This is a genomic window from Dysgonomonas sp. Marseille-Q5470 (assembly GCF_951230145.1).
In the GTDB taxonomy this organism is placed as follows: domain Bacteria; phylum Bacteroidota; class Bacteroidia; order Bacteroidales; family Dysgonomonadaceae; genus Dysgonomonas.
This window is the reverse complement of sequence record NZ_CATNVE010000003.1, coordinates 106,133-129,717: the sequence shown is the minus strand read 5'-3', so window position 1 is coordinate 129,717 and position 23,585 is coordinate 106,133. Positions and strand designations below refer to the sequence as shown.

Below are 23,585 nucleotides of genomic sequence, written 5' to 3'. Positions count from 1 at the left end.
ATAAAATCTATAACTTTAGCGAATGACACTAGAAGAAGTACAAGAATCATATAAGGATCTTATAAAAAGAGAAGACGAAAAGCTGACCAAACTAAAAAGTGCTATTTTCCAGATCGGAACTTTGCGGTTAGTTACTATCTTGGGATGTATCCTCCTTTGCTGGGTAATGTGGGGACATACTATTACCGTTGTTTCTATTATTTTTATAACAGTCGTTATCTTTCTCTATCTGCTAAAATATCACAACAAACTATTTCTCAAAAAAAGATATTGTGAATTATTGATTAAGAATGCCGAAAGTGAGCTGAAAGGTACCGATTATGATTTTTCAGCTTTCGATGGAGCACCTGAAAAGGCTGATGGCAGCCATAGTTATAGTGTAGATCTCGACTTATTTGGAAATCACTCATTCTTTCAGTCTATAAACCGCACTGTTACTTCTTTTGGCAAGAACAAACTAGCAGACTCCCTGCTAAAGCCCTTTGAGAAAAAAGATGATATTATTGCACATCAGGAAGCCGTAAAAGAATTGAGTCGCAACCCACGGCTACTCAACCACCTGAGAGCAACAGGACAGATGAGCGAAACCGAGGGACTGGATATAGATCACTTCTCCCGTCAATTTATGCAAACTCGCTTATTATCTAAAAGCTATTGGCGATACTTTATATATATCGCCCCTGCTGTGTTTACTCTATCTATTGTTCTAAGTTCTTTTGGATTGATGCCTATTGCAATACTAGGATCTTGTTGGACTATTTTCTTTATAGCAAGCCTTACTCCGATGAAAGACATTCGACTGAAGATGAGCTTTTTTGAAAAGAAAATAGAGACCCTACAAACATATTCAAGCCTATTTGAAATAATAGAGACCGAAGAGTTTAAATCACCGTTATTAATCGAATTGCAAAATAAAATTAAAGATGGGGAACTTGCCTCACTAGCTATCCATCAGCTAAAATCATATAGCAACAACCTCGATCAGTCATCCAATGTCTTGGGGTTGCTTCTTCTCAATCCCATTTTCTTCTGGAATATTATTTATTCAATAAAGATTGAAAAGTGGATAAGCCGCCATCAAGAAAATATCGGAAGCTGGTTAAAAGTTTTGGCAGAGTTTGACAGTCTGGTGTCTTTTGCTGTATATGCTTACAACCATCCCGATTATATTTATCCGGAGACATCTGAAACATATATATTGGAAGGTAAAAACCTTGGTCACCCAATGCTCAATCGTAAGGTGTGCGTAAGCAACGATGTAACAATAGAGAACCATCCCTTTTTCCTTGTAGTTACAGGAGCAAATATGGCAGGAAAAAGCACATACTTGCGAACCGTAGGCATAAACCTCATGCTGGCTTGCGCCGGTGCTCCGGTGTGTGCCTCTTCATTGAAATTCTATCCATATAAGCTAGTTACCAATCTTCGTACCTCCGATTCGCTTACAGACAACGAATCTTACTTTTTTGCAGAGCTTAAGCGTCTGAAAATGATAATCGACCGTCTACAATCGGGCGAGCCGTTATTTATTATCCTCGACGAGATACTGAAAGGCACCAATTCGGAAGATAAGCAAAAAGGCTCTATAGCTTTGATGAAACAATTGGTGTCACTTGGGGCGAATGGTATCATCGCTACACACGATTTATTGTTGGGCGACCTTGAAAAAGAGTTTCCCGATGCTATAAAGAATTACCGCTTTGAGGCGGATATTAAAGATGATCATCTCTCATTTACCTACAAAATCAGGGAAGGAGTAGCTCAAAATATGAACGCAAGCTTTCTGATGAAGAAAATGGGTATTACCGGATTATGATCAACAACCTAACACTTAACTTATGGAAGACATTTTACACTACATCTGGAAATTCAAACTCTATCAGAAAGAACTCAAAACGACTGATGGTCGTCAGATAGAAGTTTTGGACGTAGGCTTGCCAAATACGAATGAGGGTCCCGACTATTTTAATGCTAAAATAAAAATAGATGGTGAACTATGGGCAGGAAACATAGAAATACATACAAGCTCAGATCAATGGAAAGCACATAACCATCATAAAAACAAAAGCTATAATTCGGTGATACTTCATGTAGTAGAGAAGGCTAATTGTGAAGTATTTAATGAACTGGGACAATCTGTTATCCAATGCGAGATAACGTATCCGCAGCATATAAAAGAGAACTATGATTTCCTCATTCATTCCAATACAGACATTCCGTGCCGCAACTATATAGGAAACGTTCCGCCTTTTCACCTCAACTCGTGGATGAATACCTTACTGATAGAGCGTCTCGAAAGAAAGGCTAATCATATAGAAAGCTTACTTAAGCGTTTCCAGAACTCGTGGGAAGATGCTTTTTATGTGCTGCTTACCAGAAATTTTGGATTTGGCCTCAACTCCGACTCTTTTGAGCGATTAGCGCTTAGTCTGCCATTGAGGTGCATTCAAAAACAAGGAGACAATATTATTCAAATAGAAGCTCTTTTATTCGGACAGGCCGGTATGCTTGATAATGTGAAAGTTGAAGACGATTACTTCTCTTTGTTGAAAAAAGAATATGAGTTTCTGAAAAATAAATATGATCTGAAACCGTTAGATTCATATATATTCAAAAGTATGAGATCACGGCCTACGGCTTTTCCTCAGATAAGAATTGCCCAACTGGCTTCTTTGTTGCATAGTTCACATGGATTATTTTCTAAAATTACAGCTTGTGATGATATCGGACGTATCCGGCTGATGTTTCATGTCAATGCCTCTGAGTATTGGCAAACCCATTACGCATTTGGAGTAACATCGGAACGCAAGTCTAAATATCTAGGTGATTCGTCTCTCGACATTTTACTGATCAATACCGTAGCTCCGATATTATTTATATATGGGAAAAGTATAGACAATGAAACCCTTTGCGAACGGGCTCTAAAGTTTTTGGAAATGCTAAAACCTGAACAAAATAGTATAACCAAGCTTTTTGCAAAATTGAAAATGCCATTAAACAGTGCAGCCGACTCACAGGCTATGATTCAACTGAAGAGAGAATATTGCGAACTTCGCAAATGTTTGTTTTGTAGAATAGGACATCAATTACTGGTAGAAAAATAAAAATAAAATGAAGTACATAGACCTTTTTAATCATCTAAAGAAGATCGAGAACTATACAGATAGTGAGATCGAGATAGATCAAAATTTGGTAATGCGTAACTTTACCTTCGACTCCAATTATCGTTTTATCCTTCCCGGAGGATTGGGCAATAACGATGATTATGAATTTATACCGAGTGTACCTGAAGATTACGAACCCGATGTGATTCAGGAAATGTTGAACAAGAGAGACGCTGAAATATTAGAGAATATCAAGTTCAGATATCACATGATAATGCCTAAAAAAGAAACGAAAGCGAAAGGCATTATACTCATGTTTCACGGCTTTAATGAGAAAACCTGGTATAAATATTTACCATGGGCTAAGCATATAGTCGACAAAACGGGTAAATCAATAGTTATGTTCCCTATAGCATTTCATATGAATCGTGCTCCTGCGGTTTGGAGTAGTACCCGTGAAATGTACAGAGTGAGCGAGCAACGAAAAATGCGCCACCCCGATGTTATCTGTTCCAGTTTATCCAATGTAGCTATCAGTACACGTTTGCATAATAAGCCTCAACGTTTTATTTGGTCGGGGTTGCAAACTTACTATGATGTAATCGACTTTGTAGAAAATTTCAAGGAAGGACTACATCCCGCTATAGATAAGGATGCTTCTATCGATTTCTTTTCATATTCTATAGGTACATTCTTAGGCGAAATACTGATGATGAGTAACAAAGACGGGCATTTCTCGAACTCCAAGTATGCTACTTTTTGTGGAGGAGCAGTATTCAACAGACTATCCCCCGTCTCAAAATTTATTCTCGACAGTGAAGCCAATGTAAGTCTTTATTCCTATGTCGTAGAACATCTGGATAGCCACATGAAGCGCGACGAAGTGCTTCGTCATTATATGCATACACATCCGGAAGGCAACAACTTCAGAAGCATGCTGAATTATAGAGTACTGACAGAATGCCGAGAGGAAGTATTCCGAAAAATGAGCCATCAATTTTATGCTATAACATTGGCAAAGGATGAAGTTGTTCCGGCCTATGAAGTGATAAATACACTGCAAGGTTCACGCAGGGATATCCCGATCAATATCGAAATTCTGGATTATCCATACAAATATATACATGAAGATCCATTCCCTGCACTACCAAAAATCGCAGATGAAGTAGACGAGCAATTCAGATTTACATTTGACAAAATCAGTGCTTTTCTCCAATCTTAGTGCTGTATTTTTTCTTTCTGAACTTAATATATGAGAAAGCAATAAGGGCAATTAATATGAGTACAAAACATACTTTGTAAACATCTATCGTGTTTAGTTGTTTTATTTGCAGAAAAATAGGTAGAAATGAAGATTGATAAAACAAACGCCGTCCGGCTTTTGGATAAAGAGAAAATAGAATATAAGCTTATTCCATATCAGGTCGACGAGTCCGATCTTAGTGCCATACATGTCGCCGAACAGTTACACGAGCCCGTTGAGCAGGTTTTTAAAACACTAGTACTGAAAGGAGATAAGTCCGGTTATTTTGTTTGTATTATACCCGGAGCTGAAGAGCTCGATTTGAAAGCAGCTGCTAAAATCTCAGGAAATAAGAGTTGTGATATGATACCGATGAAAGAGCTTCTTAATATCACAGGATATATAAGAGGCGCTTGTTCTCCTATTGGTATGAAAAAATCGTTTCCGACCTATATCGATAAATCTTATGAAGTGTTCGAATATATTTACATAAGTGCCGGAAAAAGAGGTTTACAAATTCAGTTAAATCCGCTGGATTTAATACAAATAGTAAGCATAACAACCGGTAGCCTCACTAAATAAAGATTAAACATCTCTAAAGACATAGATTATTAGATCTTGTGTGATAAAATGCTATCTCAATATGTTTTAAGACATCTTTTTTTTAACATCTTTATTCATAAAAAAAAGGAATATAATAAGAATAACCTCTACCTTTGCGTGGGGATCAAATGAGAACTTTATTATAGTTAGCGATTACTAAAAAAATTATTATAAAGAAAAAATGGCCAAAATAAAAGGAACAGTAGTTGTAAACGAAGAACGTTGTAAGGGCTGTGACCTCTGTGTGGTTTCATGTCCTTGTGATGTTTTAGAACTTCAACCTCGTGAAGTTAACAGCCGAGGTTATCACTACGTTTACATGAAAAATCCAGATGCTTGTATAGGTTGTGCCAATTGTGGTTATGTATGTCCTGACGGATGTCTCACAGTCTACAAGAAAAAATTTGAATAAATGATGACGAATCAATACAGCTTTTTCGCTTAGTAGATTCGTTTTTTTAATTAACCAAAAATTATGTCAGAAGAAATAGTTTTAATGAAAGGCAATGAAGCCATAGCTCATGCTGCAATTAGATATGGGACAGACGGATATTTTGGCTATCCTATTACTCCTCAATCGGAGATAATGGAAACGTTGATGGCCGAAGCACCGTGGAATACTACCGGTATGGTTGTACTTCAGGCTGAAAGCGAAATAGCATCTATAAATATGGTTTACGGGGGAGCCGGATGCGGCAAAGCCGTGATGACCTCATCTTCAAGTCCGGGTATGAGTTTAATGCTCGAAGGGGTGTCTTATCTTGCCGGAGCCGAATTGCCTTGTTTGTTAGTGAATGTTATGCGTGGAGGACCCGGATTGGGTACAATACAGCCATCGCAAGCCGATTATTTCCAAACTGTAAAAGGAGGAGGTCATGGCGATTATAACCTGATAACTCTTGCTCCTGCATCGGTACAAGAAATGGTGGACTTTGTTGCATTGGGATTCGATCTCGCATTCAAATATCAAACACCGGCTATGATACTTACCGATGGTGTTATCGGGCAAATGATGGAAAAGGTAAAACTTCCCGAATTTAAACGCAGAAGAACAGAAAAAGAGATACGAGAACAATGTCCTTGGGCTACCCTAGGAAAACCAGCTGATAGAAAACCGAATGTAATAACTTCGCTGGAACTTGATCCGTATAAGATGGAGATAAATAACCTCCGTTTTCAAGCTAAGTTTAAGAAGATAGAGAAAGATGTTTGTTTGCATCAGGAAGTAAACTGCGAAGATGCAGATTATATTCTTGTTGCTTTTGGGTCTGCTGCCCGTATATGCCAAAAGGCAATGAAGATAGCACGTGCTCAAGGAATAAAGGTGGGTCTTATACGCCCAATAACTTTGTGGCCATTCCCATCGAAGGAAATTGACAAATATTCAACAAAGGTAAAAGGCATGCTTACAGTAGAAATGAACGCCGGACAGATGGTTGAGGATGTTCGTTTGGCTGTAAACGGTAAAGTTAAGGTTGAACATTACGGACGTTTGGGTGGAATTGTTCCTACACCAAGCGAAGTAGTAGACGCCTTGCAGAATAAATTTGACTGTTGAAAAACGATATTAAGATAGGCAAGTGTTTACAGCATTTGCGAGAATAGTAAGTAGGTCTGAGACCTTAAAATTCAAAGTTTAAACAATTATGAGTACAAATATTATAGATCCGGCTAACCTAGTATATGCCAAGCCTGCGTTGATGAACGATGTGGACATGCATTACTGCCCGGGTTGTTCACATGGTGTAGTTCATAAGTTGATAGCTGAGGTTATTGATGATATGGAATTGCGTGATAAAACAATCGGTATAGCTCCGGTTGGTTGTGCTGTGTTTGCATACAACTATTTGGATATCGACTGGCAGGAAGCTGCACACGGACGTGCTCCGGCACTGGCTACAGCAGCAAAACGACTGAATCCCGATAAAATGGTATTTACATATCAGGGAGACGGAGACTTAGCTGCCATTGGTACAGGTGAAACAATACATGCGGCAAATAGAGGTGAAAATATTGCTATAATCTTTATTAATAACGGAATTTATGGCATGACCGGAGGACAAATGGCTCCAACAACCCTTAGCCAAATGATAACATCAACATCTCCTAACGGACGCGATACTCACGAGAGTGGATACCCTCTCAAGATTCTCGATTTGTTGGCTCAGTTACAAGGTGTTTGTCTGGCTACACGTCAGAGCGTTCATACGGCAGCCTCTGTAAAAAAAGCAAAACGCATGATACGCAAAGCGTTCGAAAACTCGATGGAGAATAAAGGTACATCTATTGTAGAAATTGTATCTACATGTAATGCAGGATGGAAAATGTCTCCTCAGGCAGCTAACGATTGGATGGTAGAAAATATGTTTCCTGCATATCCATTAGGCGATTTGAAAAATATTTAAACAAAGAAACATGACACAAGAAATAATTATAGCAGGTTTTGGAGGACAGGGTGTATTATCTATGGGTAAAATCCTTGCTTATTCAGGTCTGATGGAAGATAAAGAAGTTTCATGGTTCCCTTCTTACGGACCGGAGCAACGTGGTGGTACAGCTAACGTGACTGTAATATTGAGCGACAGCCCCATCAGCTCGCCGATAGTAAATGAGTTTGATATTGCGATTATTTTAAATCAGCCGTCATTGGATAAATTCGAATCGCATGTAAAACCGGGAGGAATATTAATTTATGACCCGAACGGATTTCAACATCCACCAACACGTAAGGATATCAATATCTATAAAGTTGAAGCTGTGGATACAGCTATATTGATGAAAAATACGAAAGCATTCAATATGATTGTTCTAGGTGGATTATTGAAAGTAAGCCCAATGGTAAAACTCGAAAACGTTATGAAAGGATTGAAAAAATCTTTGCCGGAACGTCACCATGGTTTACTGCCAATGAATGAGCAGGCAATAATGAAAGGTATGGAGATAATACAAGAAGTTCAAAAATCTGAATAAGATTCCGTTTCTTTGAATATAAAAAAGGATAGTAAAAAAAATTACTATCCTTTTTCTATATAAGTACCGTTAATTAATCTTAGATCAGAAAATAATATTCAGAACACATCATTCAAATGTCTTACATAATCTTCTTGAGATTGTTCTATATTGGGGTTCTTCATCACGTCATAGAAGTGAAAACTCTTTACAGGCTCCATTCCTACAAAAGCATTCATCCGATGAAACCCGAACATAACACCTTCGTCAACACTATGTTGCTTAAAAAACTCACCTTCGATAGTAAATGCCTCTAAAGGAGCATTCCATGTCGTAGTAAGCATATACTTACGTCCTTGCAATGAACCTCCCGTACCATAATTGCGGGTGGGATTAGCCGAGCGCCTACCATCACTAAAATAAATCCCTTTTTGATGACCTTCGGTAAAGACCTCGTCAATGTATCGTTTAAAATCATTCGGAATCTGAAACCACCAAATAGGGGTATGGTATACAATAACATCTGCCCATACAAACTTTTCAACTTCATCAGATAGATTATATTCATCATTGATATCAGTATATTTCACATCATAATCTTTATCTTTAAAGTAATCTACAGTCCAATCTGACAATGTCTTATTAAATTCTCCACCCGAATGGGCAAATTTAGGAGCTCCATTTATTACAAATATTTTCTTCATGCTTATTCTTACGTTTTAATATTTAGTGTTGTAAAAATAAAGCCTTTTTATCGATCAGTAAAATAATATAAATTATATATTTGTATCATAATTATAATATAAAAATAAAGTGGTAAATTTTGAATGGTTCCGAACCTTTAAATCAATATATGAAACCGGTTCGCTCACATCAGCAGCGAATAAGTTATATATATCACAACCCGGAGTAAGTCTGCATCTGAATTCTTTAGAGGCACATATCGGGAATAAATTGTTTGACAGAGGAACACGGAAGATGCTACCCACCGAACATGGCAATATGCTCTATAACTCAATTGTGGATGCCGTAAAAAAACTGGAGGAAGCAGAAAAACATTTTTACAGAAATGCTGATTCAGGCAAATCGAGTATTAGTATTGGCATGTGTTTTGAAACATTCCAACACGTACTGGAGCCTTTTATAAGTGAACTTCCATTTAACCTCATATCAAAATTCGGTATATATCAGGATATGTTGAATGATCTGGATAAAGGTTTACTGGATTTTGTGATATCACCCCAAAAAGATGAATCATTTAATATACAGTATATTCCATTTTCGAAAGAAAAAATCACATTGATAGCTGGATCGAAAAGTAATATTACGGAATTCTATCAGGTGATGCAAAAACCTGAAAAAGTAGAAAATTGGCTAAATAAACAAACATGGTTTGGCACAACAGGAGATATGGAACATTTGCGAAATTTCTGGCTACATAATTTCAAGAAAAGGCCGGACTTTAAACCGAATTATATTGTACCCAATATAAGCTCTATTATACGTTGTATCTCAGGCAAAGAAGGATTTGCCATTATACCGGACTTTTTAGCAAAAAAGGAATTAGAAGATGGTAATATACAACTAGTATGGGAAGGGTATACGCCTCTCGAGAACATATTATATTTCGCCCAACGCAAGAAGACAATCTATAAGAAAGAGCTAGATATACTACAGGAGATTTTTATGACGCAAATGTCTATTGAGTAACATAAAAGTAAGAAAGGGTGATTTCTCACCCTTTCATTCTATAGTAGTTACCTTATTGAGGCAGCTTAAGATTTGTCAACACAGGAACTTTTGTTGTTCTTACTTCTGTGTGATGCTTATCATGCTGTTGTTCAAAAATTACAATCTCATTTTGTCCTTTTTTCAGCCATACACCGGGAATATATAATGTTTGTTGAGGTCCTACATGCCAATAACGCCCGATGTTCTTACCATTTATAAAGACAATACCTTTCCCCCAATCTTCCATATCGAGGAATGTATCCCCGGTTTCTGTAAGATTGAATGTTCCTTTATATAAAGCCGGAGCACCCAGAAGACGTTTAGCTATTGATTCTGTATTACTATACACACTTGATTGTTGCATCTTACTAAAATCAGGAGCTTCATCCATCGGTATCTGATACATTTGCCAATCACCTTCTATCTCCATTCCGTTTATTACAACAGGGCTGATGATTCCTTTTGTGTTATGAACAATCTCAGATCCGTAATTGATACGTCCCATGTTCTCTACTAAGATCTCTAACGTAGAATTGAATGGTATTTCGACATCTATAGAATATTTATTAAAGTATCGATTAAGTTCCCCTACTTTTTCATCATTTGCATATACAGTGGCATAATCACGTAATCCATTTATTTCCAGAGTTCCATTTATTGGCTGATTGAAGTGCTTTTTATACAGAACATAACCGTAGCCTTGGTTCAACTGCTCGAAAGTCATAGGTTTATTATTTTCCACTACTTTTGAGTTCAATCCGTCTAAGGCAGCTATCTTGTCAAGTTTAATAGACGGGATCTCTATCACAGGTATAGCAGCGGGAACCTTAGGCAAAGAGTAATTGACATATTTTTTAATTACATTACGAAGCGAGTCGTATTTTGGCGTTACCCATCCCGCTTCGCTTATAGGTGCATCGTAATCGTAGCTAGTGAGATCGGGCTGAATATCATGTTTCTTATCATAGTTAGCACCACTGGTAAAACCAAAATTAGTTCCGCCATGCACCATGTAATAGTTGATAGACACATTATTTTGTAAATACTTTTCTGTTTGACGGGCTATACTTGTAGCACTTATTTGTGGATGAGGTTCGAGCCAGTGAGCAAGCCATCCGGGATAAAACTCTGCAACCATATAAGGTCCTTGTCCTCCATTATACTTATCTACGGCTTTCTTTAAATTCTCTATATTACTTTCCCCATTTGCTGTTGGTAAAGCCCCTGGAACAGCGCCCCCTTCAAATAACCAACTTCCATCCGAAGTAAAAGATGGAACATCGAAACCTGCATCTTTTAATTGCTGAACGATTTTTGCATTGTATCGGCGATGTTCTTCCAATGGAATATCTTTACGCTGGGAGACATAAGATCCGAACTCATTTTCTGCCTGCACCATAACAATAGGGCCCCCTTTAGTTATTTGCAAGTTTCCAACTTCCTTATACAATCTATTTATATATAACTGGGTATATTTTAGAAATTGTTCGTTATCACGTCTCAATTCCAAACCCTCTACATTTTGAAGCCACCAAGGATAACCTCCAAATTCCCACTCAGCACATACATACGGACCGGGACGAAGTATCACCATCAATCCTTCTTCACCTGCTATTTTTATATATTCCGCAAGATTCTTATCTCCTGTAAAATCCCACTTACCAGGTTCGGGTTCATGTATATTCCAAAACACATAAGTAGCCACAGCATTCAGCCCCATTGCTTTCAGCATCTGCATACGATGACGCCAATATTGATGAGGAATACGCGGATAATGCATTTCGCCTGAAATTATTCTTACCGGTTTTCCGTCATATACAAAATCTCCGTTCTTAATCTCAAACGTATGTTTCTTCTGAGAAAAAGAACTGATGGAAAAAACGAATAATAATATAAAAAAGGTTGAACAAATCTTTTTAAACATGGTTTTCTTTTTAAATTACTAATTTAAAGCTATATATTATTATAAATTAAATTCACGTTTATAAACTCAATTATAAGTATTTACTACATTAAATATTCTTTAATATCTTTGTCGTAAAATTAAGGTTGGAATGTTAGAGTATAAAGATACAACAGAAAAAGTAAAAATACCAGCGCAACGCTTAGCCGATCTCATTTTAGATATAGGTACTTATCTACTTGCATCGGGAGCGCATTGCGGAAGACTCAATAGTAATCTGGGAAGAATGGCTTCGACATGGGAGTTTGATCTGCATATAGATCCTACGTTCAAAGGACTGTTAATTACAGTAAAAGATATGAACGACCCTGCAAATACAGTCACCAGATTTAAGAATTCGCCCCCTCACAATGTCCACCTTGCAGTTTTGACCGAAATATCACATTTGTCGTGGAAAGTAAAAGAAGAGAAACTTTCCATCACTGAAGCAGAAAATGAATTTGCTGCAATCAAAGCTAAACCATATTATAAAGATATATATGTTGCTATAGCTGTCGGACTTTCATGCGCAGGGCTATGCCTTTTCTCATTAGGAGATTCGATGAACGCTATGGTTACTTTTGTTGCTGCTTTTTTAGGATATTTTGTACGTGTTGCCTTCTCTAAGAAGAATTTCAACTCTATGATTTGTATCTCGATAGCAGCTTTTGTTACCACTCTGATTACAGGGCTTGGAAGACTATATGGAATCGGAGCACACCCCGAAGCTGCCATGGCTACAGGTGTATTATATCTTATACCCGGAGTCCCTCTTATAAATTGTGTTATAGACCTGATAGAAGGATACCTCTCGTCTGCAATCAACAGAGCCTTATTCGGAGGATTTATTTTGCTTTGTATTGCCGCAGGAATGACCTTATGTATTACACTAATGGGTATCAATAATTTTTAGAAAAAAAATGGAAGAACTTACTATTATAAATATACTACGCGACTTTGGCATTGCATTCATCGTGGGCTTCTGTTGGGCTATATTATTTGGTTCACCTAAACGTTTGTTATGGGTAGCCGGCCTGCTGGGAGGAATGGGACATTGTATTCGTTTTATTTTGGTTCAGCTCGATTTCGGGTTAATAACCGCAACTCTGGCAGGGTCTGTACTGATAGGGCTGATAGGCATTTTTGCTGCGCATAAGGTAGATAGTCCACCTGTTGTATTTACAATGCCGGCCTGTATTACGATGATACCGGGTATGTTTGCCTATAAAACGATGCTTGCCGGAATAAAGGTTACAGATCTAACGATTGTAGAGCAGAACCCTCGCATACTCATAGAGATGTCACACAATCTTATGTTGACAATGTCTCTTTTATTCACCTTGGCAATAGGAATATGTATCAGTGCCCTACTTTTCCGAAAATCGAGTGTAAAAAATATATCGCTGAAAGATATAATAGGAAAAGGCTGATACTCTATTTTAGTTTATTATCTATCATCAGTTCGCCTATAAAGAACCGATTAATTGTTTCTTATGTATTAATTTGACGATCCATCGGGATATAAGGAATACTATTATCTGAGTAAAAATAATAAATACACCAGACGGTACATCCAAAACAGCAGAAAGAAATAATCCGACCAAACAACCCAAGAATCCTATAAGAATAGACAGCAAAATCATCTTCACAAAATTAGAAGTGAATAGATTTGCTGTCATCTGAGGAACCGTCAATATAGACATTAACAAAACAATTCCAACCAAACGGATAGACAAAACGATTGTTATTGCGATACCCATCATCATCGCATACTTAATCAGATTGACAGAGAGATTGCGTGTCTTTGCAAAATCAGGATCGAATGCTGCAAAAAGTATTTGTCGCCCAAAAAGCAGGAAAACAATGATAAGCACCAATGATAAAACAGCCAGATATACAATATCTGGTTTTGTTATAGTTAAAATATTCCCAAAGAGATAATCGGAAAGGTTGGGTGCAAACCCTGGCTTAAGATAGATAAAAATAATACCAACAGCCATCCCTAAAGACCAGAATGAGCCAATAGCGGAGTCTTCTCTAACCCCCTGCCTTGAAGAAAGCCACTCAATACCAAAGGCCGACAGTATAGAAAAAATCATTGCCGCCAGAATTGGATTCCATCCAAAATAGAAGCCCATTCCAATACCGCCGAGCGAAGCATGTGTTATCCCTCCACTAATAAAAACTAATCTGCGGATAACAACATACGATCCTATAATTCCACATGCAATAGAGGCAAAAAGACTACCTAGAAGAGCATTCTGAAAAAAGCTATAGGATAGAAGATCAAAAAATTCCATTGTGATAATATTATTTTTTCTGAATCAGACATTTCTAGAATGAGAAATAATCATCATTTCTATTTTCCAGAAAAGTGACAAAAGTAACACTTTATTAAAGGTTTCTTATTTACCTGTTTTGTCACTTATTTTATATTTATATCAGATTCGCACTTAAAAATTTGCGAATAACCTCTGCGTCCTCTCCTCTTCTTTCAACATAGGATTCCATCTGGTCATCAAGGATATTTCCAATATTAAAATATTTCGATTTAGGATGAGATATAATTATTCCACTTACCGAAGCATTGGGTAACATAACACCGTTTTCGGTAAGTTCTACTCCTATTTCATTCGATTGTAGCAGGTCATTATTCAACAAAAAATTAATAGACTGATCGGGAATAGACGGATAGCCTACTGCCGGACGAATACCCTGATATTTAAGAGTAAACATATCATTTACAGAAATATTTTCCTCGGCAGCAAAGCCCCAATACTCTCTTCTTATTTTTGCATGCAACCACTCGGTTGTGGCTTCTGCCAAGCGGTCTAAAACTGATTTTAGTAATAGAACCTTGTATTCGTCACCCTGCTGCTCGAATTCGCTCATCAACTCATTCGAGCCGACTCCGGCAGTTACTGTAAAACCTCCTACATAGTCCTTTTTCCCTGATGATTTAGGTGCAACAAAATCGCAAAGAGACAAATATTCTCCTCTGTCATTCTTTTTTTGCTGACGCAGCATCGGAAAACAGACGTCATTGATGTAGAGACATTCATTTTCGCTATATGCCTCAAAAACACCAAAAACAGCGTTTATATACTCTACTTTCTCAAATATCAATTGGTCTAACAAAGCCTTGGCATCTTTATAAAGCTGCATGCCTTCGGCTGCTTTTTCTCGTTCCTGCTCGGGAAAAGAATTCAGCCATGTCGTACTACACGAAGAACAATCATCAATATGCTGTACTGATGCATAACGAGCCGACAAATTCCAAGAATGGAAGAAGAACTTCCAGTCGATATACGGAACTATCTCATCCACCGGTATACGCTTCAAAACCTGTCGCCCTTTTACTTTCGGCTCAGGTGTTTTATATTCAGACCAGTCTATTGGCATTCCTTTATCTAAAACTTGAGTCAAAGGTAACAGGTCAGCCTTCTTATCTCCGGCATTATCTCTTAATTGAGAATATTCCTGTTTTACTTCGTTTATATAATTTTCTTTTGTATTCGGATTTATTAATTTACTTACAGCAGCAGGAGCCTGAGATGCATCTTTTACATACACTACCGACCCGTTATTGTACTTAGGATCTATCTTTATTGCCGTATGCAGTTTAGATGTAGTTGCGCCGCCAATCATCAATGGAATAGAGAATCCTGCCTTCTCCATCTCGTGAGCAACAATGCTCATTTCTTCCAGCGATGGTGTAATCAGTCCGCTTAGACAAAGAATATCCGGCTGCTCTTCCTTTACTTTTTGGATAATAACCTCAGGAGGAGTCATAACCCCTAAGTCTATGACTTCATAGTTATTACATGCAAGAATTATAGCTACGATGTTTTTACCTATATCATGTACATCGCCTTTCACAGTCGCAATAACAAGCTTTCCGGCTTTATTACTCCCTGCCGAAGATGATTTCTGAGCTTCCAATGTAGGTTGAAGAATAGCCACAGCACGTTTCATAGTGCGAGCTGTTTTAACCACTTGCGGCAAGAACATCTTACCCGAGCCAAACAGGTCTCCTACCTTGTTCATACCGTCCATCAAAGGCTTATCAATTATATCCACAGCCTTAGGATATACTTTGAGAGCTTCTTCCAAGTCTTCTTCCAAGTGATCGCTAATACCCTTTATTAATGAGTACTGAATACGTTCATCGAGCGGGAATGATCTCCATTCTTCCACTTTTTGTTCAGTCTGCCCGGTCTTTTCATTTTTAATGCGTTCTGCATATTCGATAAGTTCGTCAGTAGCTTCCGGTCTACGGTTAAAGATCACATCTTCTACCAGATTTTTAAGTTCGAGTGGAATATCATCATACACCACCGATTGCCCCGGATTAACAATACCCATATCCATACCCCTCTGAATAGCATAATAGAGGAATACGGCATGCATCCCTTCACGCACATAGTCATTGCCACGGAAGGAGAAAGATAAATTACTTACCCCTCCACTAATCTTTGCATGCGGAAGGTTTTTCTTTATCCATGTAATAGTTTCTAGGAAATCAACAGCATAATTACGGTGTTCTTCTATCCCCGTAGCTATAGCTAAAATATTAGGGTCGAATATTATATCAAGCGGATCGAATCCGTCATTTATCAACAATTTGTATGCTCTCTCACAGATTTCGATTCTACGGGAGAATGTATCAGCTTGTCCTGTTTCATCAAAAGCCATTATAATAACTGCTGCTCCATATTGTCGGACAAGACGAGCGTGACGAAGAAATTCTTCCTCCCCTCCTTTCAGCGATATTGAATTTACAATAGCCTTCCCTTGAACACATTTTAGCCCGGCTTCCAACACTTCCCACTTCGAGGAGTCGATCATCACAGGAATACGAGAGACATCAGGATCGGAAGCCATCAGGTTGAGGAAAGTAGTCATTTCTTTTACTCCATCAAGCAACCCTTCATCCATATTCACATCGAGTACCTGCGCCCCATCTTCTACTTGCTTATGAGCAATAGTTAGAGCCTCTTCATATTTCTCTTCTTTTATCAGGCGAAGAAACTTGCGAGAACCTGCAACATTGAGACGTTCTCCTATATTGATAAAATTAATTTCAGGCTTAGCCTCTAGCAACTCCAAACCTGAGAGCCACATATATTTTGGCTTCTCAGCTGGTTTGTGAGGTTTTGAATCCTTCACCAAATCAGCATATTTTGCAATATGCTCGGGTGTCGTACCACAACAACCACCAATAATATTTACTAATCCTTCTCCGATGAATTCGCTGATTTGCTCAGCCATTATATCAGGTGTCTGGTCATATTCTCCAAACTGGTTTGGCAATCCGGCATTTGGATACGCTGATATAAAACTTGGAGCCATTCGAGCCAATTCTTTTAAGAATGGCTTCATATCCGATGCTCCAAAAGAGCAATTAAGCCCGACCGAAAGATAGTCTATATGATTGACCGATGCCAAAAATCCTCCTATTGTTTGCCCTGATAATGTACGTCCTGCTTTATCTGATAAAGTCACAGATATCATTATCGGCAACTCAATATTTCTTTCTTTGCGAACCTCTTCGGCTGCGAATAAAGCAGCCTTTGCATTTAGTGTATCAAATATCGTTTCTATAAGCAATAGATCGACACCGCCATCCGCAAGCCCCTCTATCTGTTCCTTATAAGCAGAAGACAAGTCGTCAAAAGTAACAGCACGATAGATCGGATTTTCAACCTTAGGACTCATTGATGCTGTTTTATTGGTTGGCCCAATAGAACCCGCAACAAAACGAGGTTTATCGGGATTCAGGTTTGTATAATCTATAGCAGCTTTTTTTGCAATCTTCGCTGCCTCTCTGTTTATTTCTTTCGCCAGATACGACATGTTATAGTCCTCTAAGGATATAGCTGTTGCATTGAATGTATTTGTTTCAATAATATCAGCTCCCGCATCCAGATACTTTCGATGAATTTCTTCTATTATATCGGGACGTGTGAGATTTAGCAGATCATTATTCCCTTTTTGTAATATTGCGCTATCACAAAAGCGCTCGCCCCTGAAATCCTCTTCTTTCAGTTTATACTGCTGAATAAGGCTCCCCATAGCACCATCAAGGATAAGTATCCTCTCTTTCAATATATCTTGTATCTTTTGCATCAATTTATTTATTTTCTAAATCAAAAATTTTAACTGAGTTTACACCCATATAATTTCCATACGCATTCTGCATCCACACAATCGAATCTAAAGGAATATCTCCCGTTTTAGGACGTACCAATATCGATTCAGATGCATTAAAACGTCCATATATTATAATATCTTTTATTCCTTTTTGTTTTTCAGCAAGCACAATCCGATCTCTTTCTGCCCATATTCCATGTATTCGTTTAAAGTCTTCGAGACTTAGCCAATATGAATAAATAAACACTAAAGAAGCAACTCCAATAATTGAGTATAAAGACCTCTTTATAAATAAAATGGAGAAATCAAGATTGGCATATAACAATCCTGTAGCAATAAACAGGAATATCAGTATAGCAAACCACACCCGAGTAGGAAAAGTTGGAGCACCAGTCATAGCCAACGTTCCCACACCTGCTGTAAAGGCAAATAACAAGGACAGAAACAGTATCTTCTTATTACTACCTTTCTTTTTGCATTTGAAATATAGAAATAAAAAGATTGCATATATAACTGTTGGAATAAGTGCATACCAAGTAGACATTTTCAAAATGCTTGTAAACCTATAAACATAAAACATGTATATAGGTTCAGTGCCTCCCGAATTCAGGTTGCTAAGTTCTCCTGCATTTCTTATATAATTACCCGGCGCTAACAGCATAAAAGCACACCCTACAATAGCTCCTATAAGCCCTAATACCATCCATTTGTGTAGCGTTTGCTTTTCCTTTTTCGCTAACATAATTAAGCATATAACAAAGAAAATCATCGCCACAGCCATATTCTCATTTGTCCATCCGGCGATAATACCAAGAAAAAACATTGCACAGGCTTTTATCCAACTATCGTTAGACTTTCCTGTAAGGTAAGCAGAGCAATAGAAAGATAGAAACAACAAGATAAGTAAGGTTCCCCACATATAATTTGCACTCCCTGTAATCCAAAAAACATTTTCGATCAATGCAGGCGTAAGAAACCATATCAACAGATTTATTCCAACAAAAAGTGACAAATTACTCTTGTTTCCCTTATTTGCTATATAATAGATTGTTACAACTAATACTATATACCCAATGCTATTGATGATATCACCCCAGAAAACACCTGCAGCAAGCATAAACTGAGCTATCGCATGAACAACTGAACGTCCTCCCCACTTGAAATAATGAACATATTGATACGGAATAATGTCAGAAAAACCGACTCTATTGCCTTCGGCTGTCATACTGTATGTCCAATCATCGAGGGTAATAGGGAAATAATGATTCAGTCCATAAATACCGAAAAACAGTAATATGGAAGTCAGAACAATGTATTTTTGTTCCAATAAAATCGTTTTAAATCCCTGCAACATTACCTATACAATTAATGCTTCATAGCACGATCCATAGCGCGCTTATCGTCTTTCTCGCGTAGCGACTGACGTTTATCATATTGTTTTTTACCTCGTGCTACAGCTATATTTACCTTCGCTAAACCCCGTTCGTTTAAGAAAATACGGGTAGGTACGATCGTATATCCTGTTTCTTTTACCAATCGCTGTATTTTTTTCAGCTCTTTCTTATTCAACAAAAGTTTGCGATCACTACGTGCAGCATGATTGTTATACGACCCATAAAAATATTCTGCAATGTACATATTACGTACCCACAGCTCATTCTTTTCGAAGATACAAAATGTATCCACCAGACTGGCTTTACCAAGGCGAATAGATTTTATTTCTGTTCCTGTAAGCACAATGCCGGCAGTATATGTTTCGATAAATTCATAATCAAAACTTGCACGTTTATTCTTTATATTTATGTTTGATTGATTCATAATTATATAAGCATTCTTATCCAAACTTACAAAAATACTAAATATTAGGCTTAAGTATCTATTTCAACCTGAATATTCTTAGTTGATGCATTCAGAACAAGATAATCTCAAGCGTTGATTATGAAAAAAAGAAGAATTTTGATATTGTAAAGCTAGTTCGCGGACACATAATTTTGCGGAGAAAAAAGTTGCAAAGAAAAAAGGTTGAATTCTCAAATTCAACCTTTTAATTTCTTTTCTATTTCAGCAACTTCTTCTCGGAATGTTTTATCTACTTCCATTTGCTCTCGTACAGTTCTGCATGCGTGGAGTACCGTCGCATGGTTTTTCTTACCTATCAAAGAGCCAATCTGAGCAAGAGACATTTCCGTATAACTCTTAGAAAGATACATTGCTACCTGTCTTGCTTGCACAATCTGACGTTTTCTTGATGCTGTATGAATAAGTTCGCTTTTGATATTATAGAAATCACAAACAGCAGATTCTATTGTATTAATTGTGATTTTCTTTGCTTCTATCTTCTTTATTGCCTGACCAATAACTCGTCTGGCCAAAGGCAAGTCGATCTCTTTGTTATACACCAAAGAGTGCGCCATTATAGAGACAATGATACCTTCTAAGTCACGAGCATTATCTGTTACATTTTCAGCTATATAATCTACTACATCCTCAGGAATAGACAATCCATCGTGTAATATCTTATTCTGAAGGATTTTCAATCTTAACAGCTTGTCCGGATTATCAACCTTAGTAGTTAATCCCCATCTAAAGCGAGTCAGCAATCGTTCTTCAACACCGTGTAGCTCCGAAGGAGACTTGTCGCAAGTGAGAATAAGCTGCTTATTGTTCTGATGTAAATGATTGAATATATGAAATAATGTATTCTGCGTTTTCTCTATTCCGGCCAATTCGTGAATATCGTCTATGATAAGGACATCTATGCCCTGATAGAAATTAATAAAATCATTGGTCGTATTGTATCGTCCCGCATCTGCATATTGTACTTTAAACAAATGAGCAGATACATACAATACACGTTTCTCCGGATATTGTTCCTTAATGCTATTTCCTATTGCATGACACAAATGTGTTTTACCCACACCTGATGTTCCATGAACAAACAAAGGATTGAAGGCTGTCTTCCCTGGATTTCTTGTTATAGTTTCCCCTGCGGTACGAGCCAGCTTGTTACTTTCCCCTTCAAAAAAGTTATCGAATGTATATTTATTATTCAGTTGCGAATCAAAATCATCCGCTACTACTTTTTGGAATGGATTAGGTACTTTGTTTGTATTCTTTCCTAGTACAATCTTATCTGTAGAAGATTTTGCATCGCCACGATAGTCTACTAATGTATTTGTAGTATTTTCCATAAGTATGCGATATTGCAATATCGTATCGCTACCTATTTCTCTATATAATGTGGCTTTGAGCAAATCAATGAACTTGTCTTCTAAATATTCGTAAAAGAATTGGCTGGGAACTTGTATCGTAAACACCCTGTTTTCGTACGAGAGTGGGACAATAGGCAGAAACCATGTCTTGAAAGCGGCCTCAGTTACATTATCCTGAAAAACCTTCAAACAATTTGACCATAATTTCTGAGCTGACACTTGTTCCATTTACGTTATTTAATATGAATTTGAATATTTATTAATTGCTTCCGAATGTAAATTTCTAAAATATTTTCAATAAAAAAAAGTGGGTATAAATTTGGAATTCCTCGCAAGCAAGCATCTCGCTTAATATCAACCACTTATAGAGCTTTAACCCAATCAGAGGGGAAGTACCTTCAAAAGCCTATCTAAATCAAGACCTTAGTAGCCAATAATGAAATGTAACAAAATTTTAACAATTCCGAAATATCTCTCAGAAAGCATTCGTGTTACACCTTTACAAAAAATAATGTTTTTTGCTTATTTAGAATAATTCTAAACAATGACCTTAAAACACCTTGACATTAATATAACGGGAAGGGTTTTCTTTTACGTCTTTAAGAAGCAGAGATGCGTTACTCATGGTATTGACAATACTATCATAGAGTTGTCTATCATTCAGCAACAGACCAATAGATCCATCTTTCGAATTCATTTTTGCTGAAAGATTTTCTAAGCTTTTCACGGTTGCATCAACAGACTTATAAGTAGAAGCCAAATCAATTTGGTTGAATTGTTTCGACATAGTAGCAAAATCGGTTGAAGCCTGACTAAGGTTTCCGGTAATTGTAGGCACATCTTTATTTAATGCTGCCATCATTACATTCAGCTGTTTTGTTGTTTTAGCTAAATCTCCTGTTATTTGATTCACATCAGACAAAGATTGAGATAAAGCAGGATTATTGACCAGCACATTTATACCGGTCAAAATAGAATCTATCTTCGGCATGAGATTCTGTATTTGAGGGATCATCCCCCCTGCAGCATCCAGCATGCCTTTATTTCGAATGCCAATTATAGTGTCCGAAGGAGAAATAAACTCTGTCTTATTATCGCTTTCTTTAACAATTATTGTGGCAGAACCCAACATAGATACATCCAATATCATTTTACTACCTTTAGGTAGTTGCACTCCTTTGTTCATATCCAAATAAGTAATGATACGATTTCCGTGTTCTGTATCCAATTTCATAGAAGATACCAAACCGATCGGATAACCGTTTAGAGTTACCGGTGTAGCCTGTGTTAATCCGGCAACATCGTCAAAAACTACCATATACGAATTAGATGGCCTGAACAAATTAATTCCTTTCAAGAAACTGATTCCGTAATACAATATAAATATTGCAATTACAAAAGCCATGCCTATTTTTACTTCTTTAGATATTTTACCCATAATGTATCTCTATTGTATGTTAGTTAATCCGGTGCTTATTACTTTATACGCTTCCCATTCTTCATTCTTATAACAAATGCATCTTTAAATTTCAACCTTACCTGATTCTGTATCTTTGTTATTTCATTAAAATTGGTAGTTGAACCGTATGTATACCTATACACACTACCATCTTTATAAAAAGACACGGGAGACAATCCCTTCAGAGCCGGTGAATTTCCAGATAACTTGCGAGGCGATACAAGAAACTGCACTCTATATTCTATTTGATCTTTTTCTATTTTTTTATTTGATGACGCAGTATTGTTTCTTACTTTTTCAGAAACTGACACTTGAGATATCCTGTCTTCATTCTGATCATTCTTAACGGTTATCGTTTCTTCTTCTACATCATCAAAACTAATATCTTCTACTTCTGTAGATTCTACAACTAATTTCCCTTGTTTTTTATCAAAGTCACGTTTGTATTTTCTAAAACCGGAGTAGATAGCCGTAGCCATCGACTGTTGCCCTGACTTTGTTGATAAAAACTGTGCCTCCGATTGATTATTTATAAAACCTAGCTCAATCAACACACTCGGAGCACTTGTTTTTCTTAACACCAAAAATCCGGCCTGACGAACCCCTCTATCCACTCGCTTTGCTACATTCCTAAAATCAGACTGAACAAAAGAAGCAAATTGTAGACTTTGCTCCATAAAGGTGTTCGTCATGAATTCAAAAATAATATACGATTCGGGCGAATTCGGATCAAAGCCCTCATATTTGGTTTTGTAATTATCTTCTAATAATATCACAGAGTTTTCTCGCTTGGCAACTTGTAGGTTTTCTTCACTACGAGCCAACCCCAAAATATAAGTATCAGCGCCTGATACTGTAGTTGACTTTGCTGCTGTAGAGTTGGTATGAACTGAGATAAATAAATTAGCTTTAGCCTTATTTGCTATATCAGCTCTTTTATCAAGATCTACAAAAACATCTGATTTTCGAGTATATACAACTTTTACATCTTTATGATTTCGCTCTATTAATTGACCTAAAGCTAAGACAACACCAAGATTTATATCTTTCTCTTTATATCCACCTCTGGTTGCCCCGGTATCTTTTCCTCCGTGCCCGGCATCAATTACTACAACAAATCTTGAGTCTATTGCATAAGTTACATTTGCAATAAAGAGTAAAATAAGAAGACTCAAAACTTTGTTCATAA

General features: G+C 37.2%; 20 protein-coding genes. 11 read left to right on the top strand and 9 right to left on the bottom strand.

The window, feature by feature from the left end; genetic code table 11:
* Positions 1 to 22 precede the first annotated feature (22 nt).
* The 8 genes from QOX35_RS06625 (at position 23) to QOX35_RS06590 (ending at position 7,920) form a co-directional block, all read left to right on the top strand.
* A complete protein-coding gene (locus QOX35_RS06625) occupies positions 23 to 1,816 on the top strand; it encodes a MutS-related protein (protein WP_283686266.1) in 1,794 nt (597 codons plus the stop codon).
* Between the two features lie 22 nt (positions 1,817 to 1,838).
* Positions 1,839 to 3,104, top strand: a complete 1,266-nt coding sequence (locus QOX35_RS06620; RefSeq protein ID WP_283686265.1) for a DUF2851 family protein — start codon at positions 1,839 to 1,841, stop codon at positions 3,102 to 3,104.
* Between the two features lie 7 nt (positions 3,105 to 3,111).
* On the top strand, positions 3,112 to 4,326 hold the full coding sequence (locus tag QOX35_RS06615; protein WP_135103794.1) for a DUF6051 family protein: 1,215 nt from the start codon (positions 3,112 to 3,114) through the stop codon (positions 4,324 to 4,326).
* Positions 4,327 to 4,452: 126 nt separating this feature from the next.
* Entirely contained in the window at positions 4,453 to 4,929 is a 477-nt protein-coding gene (ybaK, locus tag QOX35_RS06610) for a Cys-tRNA(Pro) deacylase (protein WP_283686264.1), read from the top strand.
* A gap of 202 nt (positions 4,930 to 5,131) precedes the next feature.
* Positions 5,132 to 5,362, top strand: a complete 231-nt coding sequence (locus tag QOX35_RS06605) for a 4Fe-4S dicluster domain-containing protein (protein WP_006842397.1) — start codon at positions 5,132 to 5,134, stop codon at positions 5,360 to 5,362.
* Positions 5,363 to 5,425: 63 nt separating this feature from the next.
* The gene (locus QOX35_RS06600) at positions 5,426 to 6,508 is read left to right on the top strand and encodes a 3-methyl-2-oxobutanoate dehydrogenase subunit VorB (protein WP_283686263.1); all 1,083 of its coding nucleotides are present in this window, start codon (positions 5,426 to 5,428) and stop codon (positions 6,506 to 6,508) included.
* Between the two features lie 88 nt (positions 6,509 to 6,596).
* Positions 6,597 to 7,355: a thiamine pyrophosphate-dependent enzyme gene (locus QOX35_RS06595; protein WP_006842395.1), complete on the top strand. Its 759-nt coding sequence runs from the start codon at positions 6,597 to 6,599 to the stop codon at positions 7,353 to 7,355.
* Positions 7,356 to 7,365: 10 nt separating this feature from the next.
* Positions 7,366 to 7,920: a 2-oxoacid:ferredoxin oxidoreductase subunit gamma family protein gene (locus QOX35_RS06590; protein ID WP_006842394.1), complete on the top strand. Its 555-nt coding sequence runs from the start codon at positions 7,366 to 7,368 to the stop codon at positions 7,918 to 7,920.
* 98 nt (positions 7,921 to 8,018) lie between these two features.
* On the opposite strand, the gene QOX35_RS06585 is transcribed toward QOX35_RS06590, so the two are convergent.
* Positions 8,019 to 8,603 (bottom strand): NAD(P)H-dependent oxidoreductase, encoded by a 585-nt coding sequence (locus QOX35_RS06585; RefSeq protein ID WP_283686262.1) that lies wholly within the window; start codon positions 8,601 to 8,603, stop codon positions 8,019 to 8,021.
* Positions 8,604 to 8,712: 109 nt separating this feature from the next.
* Here QOX35_RS06585 and QOX35_RS06580 point away from each other — a divergent pair, with 109 nt between their 5' ends.
* Complete coding sequence (locus tag QOX35_RS06580; protein ID WP_283686261.1) at positions 8,713 to 9,609, top strand: LysR family transcriptional regulator; 897 nt, start codon at positions 8,713 to 8,715, stop codon at positions 9,607 to 9,609.
* Between the two features lie 52 nt (positions 9,610 to 9,661).
* On the opposite strand, the gene QOX35_RS06575 is transcribed toward QOX35_RS06580, so the two are convergent.
* The gene (locus QOX35_RS06575) at positions 9,662 to 11,554 is read right to left on the bottom strand and encodes a glycoside hydrolase family 35 protein (RefSeq protein WP_283686260.1); all 1,893 of its coding nucleotides are present in this window, start codon (positions 11,552 to 11,554) and stop codon (positions 9,662 to 9,664) included.
* A gap of 130 nt (positions 11,555 to 11,684) precedes the next feature.
* On the opposite strand from QOX35_RS06575, the gene QOX35_RS06570 reads away from it, so the two are divergent.
* Both QOX35_RS06570 and QOX35_RS06565 read left to right on the top strand, forming a co-directional pair.
* Entirely contained in the window at positions 11,685 to 12,485 is an 801-nt protein-coding gene (locus QOX35_RS06570; RefSeq protein ID WP_283686259.1) for a threonine/serine exporter family protein, read from the top strand.
* Positions 12,486 to 12,492: 7 nt separating this feature from the next.
* Entirely contained in the window at positions 12,493 to 13,002 is a 510-nt protein-coding gene (locus QOX35_RS06565) for a threonine/serine exporter family protein (RefSeq protein ID WP_006842391.1), read from the top strand.
* A 36-nt stretch (positions 13,003 to 13,038) separates the two neighbouring features.
* Here QOX35_RS06565 and QOX35_RS06560 read toward each other — a convergent pair whose 3' ends face one another.
* From QOX35_RS06560 to QOX35_RS06530, 7 genes are all read right to left on the bottom strand, one after another.
* Positions 13,039 to 13,872, bottom strand: coding sequence for a metal ABC transporter permease (locus QOX35_RS06560; RefSeq protein ID WP_283686258.1), 834 nt, complete (start codon positions 13,870 to 13,872; stop codon positions 13,039 to 13,041).
* Between the two features lie 136 nt (positions 13,873 to 14,008).
* Positions 14,009 to 17,701, bottom strand: coding sequence for a methionine synthase (gene metH, locus QOX35_RS06555; protein ID WP_283686257.1), 3,693 nt, complete (start codon positions 17,699 to 17,701; stop codon positions 14,009 to 14,011).
* A 4-nt stretch (positions 17,702 to 17,705) separates the two neighbouring features.
* Positions 17,706 to 19,052: a DUF3329 domain-containing protein gene (locus QOX35_RS06550; RefSeq protein ID WP_283686256.1), complete on the bottom strand. Its 1,347-nt coding sequence runs from the start codon at positions 19,050 to 19,052 to the stop codon at positions 17,706 to 17,708.
* Between the two features lie 38 nt (positions 19,053 to 19,090).
* Positions 19,091 to 19,543, bottom strand: a complete 453-nt coding sequence (smpB, locus tag QOX35_RS06545; protein WP_283686255.1) for an SsrA-binding protein — start codon at positions 19,541 to 19,543, stop codon at positions 19,091 to 19,093.
* Positions 19,544 to 19,761: 218 nt separating this feature from the next.
* Complete coding sequence (gene dnaA / locus QOX35_RS06540) at positions 19,762 to 21,165, bottom strand: chromosomal replication initiator protein DnaA (RefSeq protein WP_252637680.1); 1,404 nt, start codon at positions 21,163 to 21,165, stop codon at positions 19,762 to 19,764.
* 322 nt (positions 21,166 to 21,487) lie between these two features.
* Positions 21,488 to 22,375, bottom strand: a complete 888-nt coding sequence (locus tag QOX35_RS06535) for an MlaD family protein (protein WP_135103784.1) — start codon at positions 22,373 to 22,375, stop codon at positions 21,488 to 21,490.
* Positions 22,376 to 22,413: 38 nt separating this feature from the next.
* Positions 22,414 to 23,583, bottom strand: a complete 1,170-nt coding sequence (locus QOX35_RS06530) for an N-acetylmuramoyl-L-alanine amidase family protein (RefSeq protein WP_283686254.1) — start codon at positions 23,581 to 23,583, stop codon at positions 22,414 to 22,416.
* Positions 23,584 to 23,585 lie beyond the last annotated feature (2 nt).

Bases quoted from the DNA above. Each gene is read 5' to 3' on its own strand.
- smpB (WP_283686255.1), bottom strand. From the start codon at position 19,543: ATGAATCAATCAAACATAAATATAAAGAATAAACGTGCAAGTTTTGAT.
- ybaK (WP_283686264.1), top strand. From the start codon at position 4,453: ATGAAGATTGATAAAACAAACGCCGTCCGGCTTTTGGATAAAGAGAAA.
- QOX35_RS06585 (WP_283686262.1), bottom strand. From the start codon at position 8,603: ATGAAGAAAATATTTGTAATAAATGGAGCTCCTAAATTTGCCCATTCG.
- QOX35_RS06615 (WP_135103794.1), top strand. From the start codon at position 3,112: ATGAAGTACATAGACCTTTTTAATCATCTAAAGAAGATCGAGAACTAT.
- QOX35_RS06530 (WP_283686254.1), bottom strand. From the start codon at position 23,583: ATGAACAAAGTTTTGAGTCTTCTTATTTTACTCTTTATTGCAAATGTA.
- QOX35_RS06590 (WP_006842394.1), top strand. From the start codon at position 7,366: ATGACACAAGAAATAATTATAGCAGGTTTTGGAGGACAGGGTGTATTA.
- QOX35_RS06605 (WP_006842397.1), top strand. From the start codon at position 5,132: ATGGCCAAAATAAAAGGAACAGTAGTTGTAAACGAAGAACGTTGTAAG.
- QOX35_RS06625 (WP_283686266.1), top strand. From the start codon at position 23: ATGACACTAGAAGAAGTACAAGAATCATATAAGGATCTTATAAAAAGA.
- QOX35_RS06570 (WP_283686259.1), top strand. From the start codon at position 11,685: ATGTTAGAGTATAAAGATACAACAGAAAAAGTAAAAATACCAGCGCAA.
- QOX35_RS06560 (WP_283686258.1), bottom strand. From the start codon at position 13,872: ATGGAATTTTTTGATCTTCTATCCTATAGCTTTTTTCAGAATGCTCTT.
- QOX35_RS06575 (WP_283686260.1), bottom strand. From the start codon at position 11,554: ATGTTTAAAAAGATTTGTTCAACCTTTTTTATATTATTATTCGTTTTT.
- dnaA (WP_252637680.1), bottom strand. From the start codon at position 21,165: ATGGAACAAGTGTCAGCTCAGAAATTATGGTCAAATTGTTTGAAGGTT.
- QOX35_RS06565 (WP_006842391.1), top strand. From the start codon at position 12,493: ATGGAAGAACTTACTATTATAAATATACTACGCGACTTTGGCATTGCA.
- metH (WP_283686257.1), bottom strand. From the start codon at position 17,701: ATGCAAAAGATACAAGATATATTGAAAGAGAGGATACTTATCCTTGAT.
- QOX35_RS06620 (WP_283686265.1), top strand. From the start codon at position 1,839: ATGGAAGACATTTTACACTACATCTGGAAATTCAAACTCTATCAGAAA.
- QOX35_RS06535 (WP_135103784.1), bottom strand. From the start codon at position 22,375: ATGGGTAAAATATCTAAAGAAGTAAAAATAGGCATGGCTTTTGTAATT.
- QOX35_RS06600 (WP_283686263.1), top strand. From the start codon at position 5,426: ATGTCAGAAGAAATAGTTTTAATGAAAGGCAATGAAGCCATAGCTCAT.
- QOX35_RS06595 (WP_006842395.1), top strand. From the start codon at position 6,597: ATGAGTACAAATATTATAGATCCGGCTAACCTAGTATATGCCAAGCCT.